The sequence below is a fragment of the Nostoc sp. genome, assembly GCF_036917155.1.
Taxonomy (GTDB): domain Bacteria; phylum Cyanobacteriota; class Cyanobacteriia; order Cyanobacteriales; family Nostocaceae; genus Nostoc.
In genome coordinates this window covers 1-6,295 of the sequence record NZ_JBALDZ010000222.1, presented here as the reverse complement: position 1 = coordinate 6,295, position 6,295 = coordinate 1, and the positions used below count along the sequence as shown (strand labels likewise).

The following is a 6,295-nucleotide window of genomic DNA, read 5'->3' as shown; positions in this document are numbered from 1 at the left end:
ACTGGAGGAGCTGCGATGAAAGCGATGATGAAGCAAGCGGTAGCTGCTAGTAGGGTGGGGATCATGACTACGCCGAACCAACCGATGTAAATCCGGTTGTTGGTGCTGGTGATCCATTCGCAGAATCGATCCCATACGTTGGCGCTTTCGCGACGTTGTAAGGTTGTTGTCATTGTTTTATAAATGCGATTATTTGCAGATGAATTAAGTAGTTTTGGCTACCTGTTACACATCTTAAAGAATTTATTGCGTTTTGTAAAGTACTTTCAGAAAAAACTTTCTCTTGGGATTTACGCACTCACAGACAATCCCCAAACCTTTGAAAAAGGGGGGACTTTAGATTTTGGATTGTGAAAAATGGGTACTGGGTACTGGGGATTGGGGACTGGGTACTAGGCAAGAAAAGTATAATTAAAATTTATGAGTAAAATTTAGTTGGGGGTCTGAATCTCCATCTAAATCTCCCTAATCCCCAGTCCCTAATCCCCAATCCCCAATCCCTAGTTCAATTCGTTGCTGGCTGCTTGGATATGGACTCTATACCCACTTCTGGCAAAGGTGGACGCACAGATAAATAAATCAATGGGCCGAATAGCGGTATCAAGGTTATTAACCAGAAAAACTGCGGATTTTTCCAACCGCGACGCGCCATATCATCCCCTAGTAAGACAGGAAATAATAGAGAAAGTAGACAGAAGTCTATGCTCATCACATGGATAAAGCGGTTAGTTTGCCACTCTTGCACAAAACTGCCCCAATCTCCTCCTCTTAAACCGTAGGCAACTAGAATAAACGTGGCTACTATCAAAACAACCCCAGTCACACGAGAATCTAGCACCTTAATTAAGGTATTCTTTTTACCTAGAAACTGATTATTTGGTTCTCGTAGGGCTAAGTACGGCAACAAGGCAAAAGCACCAACTGCAAAAGAAGCAGTAGCAAACAGCCAACCAGGTATTTTTTGTCCTCTACCATCAATAAAGACTACTGCACTGTAAATAAGAGGCCAGATGCCCATAAGGTTGAATAGTGCTATGACTAATGGGTTAACGCCTTGCCACTGGCCAAGAGAAAGGTTTTTAATTAACTCAAATGTACCCGGTTGATCGGGAGGTGCGAGGAAAAAAGCATAGACGATGAATCCCAGCCACAGCAAGCCAAAGGCAATTTTTCTCACCATGAAAGATTTAGTTAGTGTTAATTATTGATTTTGCTATTAAAAATTAGGCTATCTGATTGCTATTATATTGATGATTGCCTAGACCTTTAGCAGTTTGTTCCAAAATATCACCTGATATCATTCAAGGATTGAAAACTGAAAGCTTCTGAGAGGTAATCAGCAGCAGATGCTACTACTGCGATCGCACTTTCATAATCTAGGCGCGTTGGCCCCAAAACTCCCACACTTCCTACGGGTATAGAACCCCGGCGATAGTTGGAAGAAATTAAGGTGCAGGTGCGTATCGGTTCTAAGGGATTTTCTGCGCCAATACGAACTGTTACCTTTGGTTTACCACCTTCCTCCGGTTCTGGTTCCTCAAATATTAATCGCCACAGTTGGTCTTGTTCTTCTTCCAACAGATGGATAATCGTTTGTACCTGCTGTAACTGGGCAAATTCTGGCTGGCGCAAAACTTCTGACACACCCCTAACCATAATTTGGGTTGCAGTGGGTGCAAGAGTCCGACGAGTCAATTCGGCAACTGAATTTTTCAAGAATTCCCCGTAGCGTTGGAACTCTTGATCTAGTTCGCTCCAATTGAGGTAGGCTAATTCCAACAGACTTCGCCCCCGCAAGTGACTATTCAAAAAGTTAGAAACAATCTGCAATTCGCGATCGATTACCTCTGAATCCCGTTGTGTCTCTTCTGGTGTTGGCGACAAATCCATCAATTTGGAATGTGTCTCGTAACCATCTGTCACCACAATTAGCATGATTTGCCCGGCTTCAATTTGCACTAATTGCAGATGTCGCAATAGGGCTGTAGTCGTTTGTGGCATAGTGATCAAGCTAATGCAACCACTCAAGGTTGCTAAAATTTGCGCGGCTCCTTGCAGTAGGGTTTCTAAACTCCGATCTTGCCATTGTAGCTGTTTTTGCAGTGCCACCTCTACTTCTCGCCCTAAGGTTTCTGTCCGCGTAGCATCTGTCTGCGACATGCTGCGCGAACGCAGAGAAGGTGTAATTAGCTGGTCAACATAAATGCGATAGCCTGAATCTGAAGGTACACGTCCAGCAGAAGCGTGTGGTTGATAGAGTAATCCAGACTTTTCTAAAACGCCCATCACATTGCGAATTGTCGCCGAGCTTACACCCAGGTCGTACTCCTCGACCAAAGCCTTTGAACCAACTGGCTCTGCCGTAGCAATGTAGTGACGTACCGTTGCCCAAAGTATATGCTGTTGTCGATTTGTTAACTGGACTTCCATTGTGGTATGTTTTGCTGAAGGCAAATTTTAATCAAACTTTGAACAGATTTGTGGATTTAATCGAAAACAGAGAATATTAATAATTGATTAAGATATTAGATTATACAACTATATTATGATAAGTATTTTTAAGGTTCATACAGATACGGCATTTTCTAAGAGTAGGGTTAAAATAGTAGCTTATTTTTTTAGTAAAATCTGCTAGTTATAATGTACCCTCATCATGCTCTTTTATAACCGTATTTTTGCACAAACTTTCAATTGTAAAAGTATTATTAGATACGTATTTTTTGGCAGAGTCTAATACTCAACTGTGATTTGACCCAGAAAATTTTTGTGCAGATGTGCTTGATGTCCAAATTCCAAGTTTTGCGGCAGGCATCTAAAGTAATGTAGTGCTGTTTTCAGGATAGCAAAAGCCAGATGGAAGAGTGAGTTCCACCTGAGCAAAAGCTAATATTGGGGAATTGAAGGATCTACTAATAGGGAATAGGCATCAATACCACCCGAAATATTTTGCACATTTGTAAAACCTTGAGCAATTAACCACTGGCACATCTGGGCAGAGCGGATGCCGTGGTGGCATAGCACAAGGGTTTCAGCTTGGGGATTGAAGAGGGTAGGTACTTGATCTCCCCATTCGGCAAATTGACTTAAAGGTAGGTTGACAAAGCCCTCAATGCTAGCGATCGCCAATTCTTGCGGTTCACGCACATCTACTAGCTGAATACTTGTATCATTAGAAGAAAGACGTTGTGCCAGTTCTTCTACACTAATTTGGTTCATGGGTTGACTAAAAGAATTCCCTATAAACAGTCCTAATCCTATTTATGGTGACAGAAAATCTTTGCCTTTGCATGAGTATCCATTCCCAAGGGGGTTGATTAATTCTGCTAGGCTTTCTGCTTAAATGGCTGTAAATCGTCTTTTTTAATAGGTTGAATGTGAATAGGCAACGTTCATTTATTGGTTTTATCGTCGTTGGGGCGATCGCACTGCTAGTAATTGCGATCGCCAGCTTTTACTGGTTTTTCGCCAAAAGTCCGGCTAACCTCATTGCTTCTACCGGACAGCCTGGTGCAGCCATATTCGTGTCGAAACTTTCCCCTGCAATGGTTTCATTACTGGCAAATCCCGATCGTTTGCAGGCGTTGGATCGTGAAGAGGAACTATCTAAACTCAAAACCAGCTTATTCGCTAAGAGTGGCATAGATTACAAGCAAGACATTCAACCCTGGTTAGGGAACGAAATTACATTAGCGATCGCCACCTTAGATATTGATCGGGACTTAGAAAACGGACAGCAGCCAGGGTATCTATTGGCACTAGCAACTAAGCAACCGGAGAAAAGCCGTGAGTTTGTCGAGTTGTTTTTTTCCAAACGGGCGTTAGCTGGTGCAAACCTAGCTGTTGAACAATACAAAGGTGTAAAACTGATTTCTGACAATTCTCAACCAGAACAAGACTCCCTTGCTGGTGCTGTTGTTGGCGAAGGCTTTGTGTTATTTGCCAACGATCCGAAAGTGTTACGAGATGCGATCAATAACGTCCAAGCGCCCGATCTGAATTTGACTAGCTCCCCCGAATACCAAAAAGCTACCAAAGAACTGCCCAAAGGGGGTTTGGCTGTAGCTTTCTTAAATCTTCCTATCGTCGCAAAATGGCAAGGGTTAGAGTTACCAGAACAACTTTATAATAGCCAAATCATATCCTTGGCGTTGAATCCCAAAGGGTTGCTGGCGGAAACCACCTTTTTGACTTCATCAGAAATTGTCCCACCATCTGCACCGCTATCTAAACCTGTGGGAGCATTGCAATATATTCCAGCGTCCGCAGGTTTGGCAATTTCCGGCTCAAATTTGAGTAATTTGGGTGACAGTGATTTAACTAAACTCTGGAGACAAGCAACAGCAACTATATATGGTTCTGGGGAAGATGTCGTTTCTCGGTTAGCAAAACCTTTGGCGGATGTTCAAAAACGCTGGAGTATAAACTTACCAGAGAATATTTTCAGTTGGGTACAAGGAGAATATGCCATAGCATTGTTACCTGAGAAACAGCAAACAACCCCACATTGGATTTTTGTGGTGGAAAAATCTGAGAGTGTGGAAAAAGGCGTTACTCATTTAGATGCGATCGCCTCATCCAACGGACTCAGTATCAGTCCGTTAACTATAGATCAACAAAAAATCTCTGCTTGGACAGAGTTAACTACGGCTACCAAAAAAAGTGATGTTAAAGAAGGAGAATCTTTTAGCATTGAAACAAAAGTGCGGGGACTGCATACAAGTTTAGGAAATTACGAAATTTTCACCTCTGACTTAGAGACGATGGATAAAATTCTCACAATCAAGAATAATTCCATAATTGACAATCCCAACTTCAAAGATAGTATTGCTGCGATTCCCCTACCAAACCAAGGCTATATATATCTTGACTGGACAAAGAGCCAAAATTTGTTAGAGCGTCAAGTACCGATTCTCAAACTAGCGGAAGTCTTAGGTAAACCATTTTTTAATAATCTGCGATCGCTCACAGTCAGTAGTTATGGAACTGACACGCGATCGCTCAAAGGTGGCGTTTTCTTCCAACTAAATAATTCGTGAGATTTTCACGAAGTTTAAAATGCAGAAGGTAAGTTGAAGAAGAATTCAGAAGTCAGAATTCAGGAGCGGAGCCGGAGACGCTCCGGCTCCGGTCAGCAATCTTGACGCTCGTTCGCTCTTAGCGTCTCCCCGAATCACATTGGGAGAGGCTAACGCCAAGGGAGAAGACAAAGGCTTAGCTGCGCTATCAATCGGGGATTCAAACCCGCGACTGATTGTTCGCATGATTGCGTCTCCCAAAGGGAGACGCGACTCGAAAATACTCGCTACCGCTGCGCTATCGAAGACTCGGCTTAGCTACGCTATCCGCCTTTTCGGTCAAAATTCATTCTGTACATGGATAGCGGGGCGTTTAGCCCATTCTGACTCCTGACTACTGAATTCTGTTCGATAATATTTTGCCTTTTGCATTTTCTTTTAACCTGATATTTACGTAGATTTTCTGTAGCATTTGCTATTTGTAATCTATAGATAACTTTCTAAATCTTGATAAGACTAGCGTCAAGAGTGACTGAATACTCAATCAGTTGCTTAACTTAAACTCTGGATGTCGGTTTCAAAAACAGCCATGCCACAAAAAACGTAGCTGCTGTGAATAGTTGCGTCAAATCCAAAGCAGATAGATAGCCATCTGCAAATGAAGCAATACTGCGATCGGTAATGCCAAATACCCAGGATGACAGGCCAAACAGCCAAATCCCATTCTTGAGATTTCCGACGAATTTCTTAGAGTCTGATGGTTGCTGATCGTTCATAATCTTCTGCTCCGTTAGTGAAGAATCTGGTGATTGATGCGAAATACCTGCCATTAGGAATTTTTTCAGACTCTTGCCACTGAATTTACCCTTCCTATTCATAATATTAATAAATATTTCAGCTACTTGACTTAAATCCCTGAAGGTACATCTCCTAATCCTGACATTCCTCTTTTACCTACTTAGTACTGAGTGCCTCGGCTTGTAGTGCTGAGTAAATTAAGAATTAAGTAAGTCGGTGAGAAAAATTCAATGTATATGAAGAAATATAAATTAGCTGTCGGGTGTGTTATGCCTTATAGCAACGCACCTGAGATTGTTGACGGTGCGGCGCTTGGCGACAACACACCCGACATTAAAATTCCTTAACATAGCTGTAAATATTAGCACCGACTTACTTACCCAGTACTTTTTTGGACTTTGGACAAAAATAAATTGTTCGCGTTTATCTTACGCGAACAAACGAATAATTAATTTTGTTTATAGTTATCAGCAGAAAAAAAG

The 6,295-nt window shown here is 42.0% G+C and carries 6 protein-coding genes and 1 pseudogene; 1 reads left to right on the top strand and 6 read right to left on the bottom strand.

The window, feature by feature from the left end; translation table 11 throughout:
- From V7K67_RS29410 to V7K67_RS29395, 4 genes and pseudogenes are all read right to left on the bottom strand, one after another.
- Nucleotides 1-173 (bottom strand): annotated as a pseudogene (locus V7K67_RS29410) (photosystem II q(b) protein); the annotation flags it as partial.
- A gap of 332 nt (nt 174-505) precedes the next feature.
- Complete coding sequence (locus V7K67_RS29405; RefSeq protein WP_334711665.1) at nt 506-1,180, bottom strand: DUF2834 domain-containing protein; 675 nt, start codon at nt 1,178-1,180, stop codon at nt 506-508.
- A gap of 107 nt (nt 1,181-1,287) precedes the next feature.
- Complete coding sequence (gene hrcA / locus V7K67_RS29400) at nt 1,288-2,430, bottom strand: heat-inducible transcriptional repressor HrcA (protein ID WP_334732452.1); 1,143 nt, start codon at nt 2,428-2,430, stop codon at nt 1,288-1,290.
- Nucleotides 2,431-2,883: 453 nt separating this feature from the next.
- The gene (locus V7K67_RS29395) at nt 2,884-3,216 is read right to left on the bottom strand and encodes a rhodanese-like domain-containing protein (RefSeq protein ID WP_334696673.1); all 333 of its coding nucleotides are present in this window, start codon (nt 3,214-3,216) and stop codon (nt 2,884-2,886) included.
- Nucleotides 3,217-3,374: 158 nt separating this feature from the next.
- Between V7K67_RS29395 and V7K67_RS29390 the strand changes: the two genes are divergently transcribed.
- Complete coding sequence (locus tag V7K67_RS29390) at nt 3,375-5,036, top strand: DUF3352 domain-containing protein (protein ID WP_335169537.1); 1,662 nt, start codon at nt 3,375-3,377, stop codon at nt 5,034-5,036.
- Nucleotides 5,037-5,081: 45 nt separating this feature from the next.
- Here V7K67_RS29390 and V7K67_RS29385 read toward each other — a convergent pair whose 3' ends face one another.
- Nucleotides 5,082-5,261, bottom strand: a complete 180-nt coding sequence (locus V7K67_RS29385; RefSeq protein WP_334732448.1) for a hypothetical protein — start codon at nt 5,259-5,261, stop codon at nt 5,082-5,084.
- Between the two features lie 311 nt (nt 5,262-5,572).
- Complete coding sequence (locus V7K67_RS29380; protein ID WP_292845647.1) at nt 5,573-5,791, bottom strand: hypothetical protein; 219 nt, start codon at nt 5,789-5,791, stop codon at nt 5,573-5,575.
- Between the last annotated feature and the right edge of the window lie 504 nt (nt 5,792-6,295).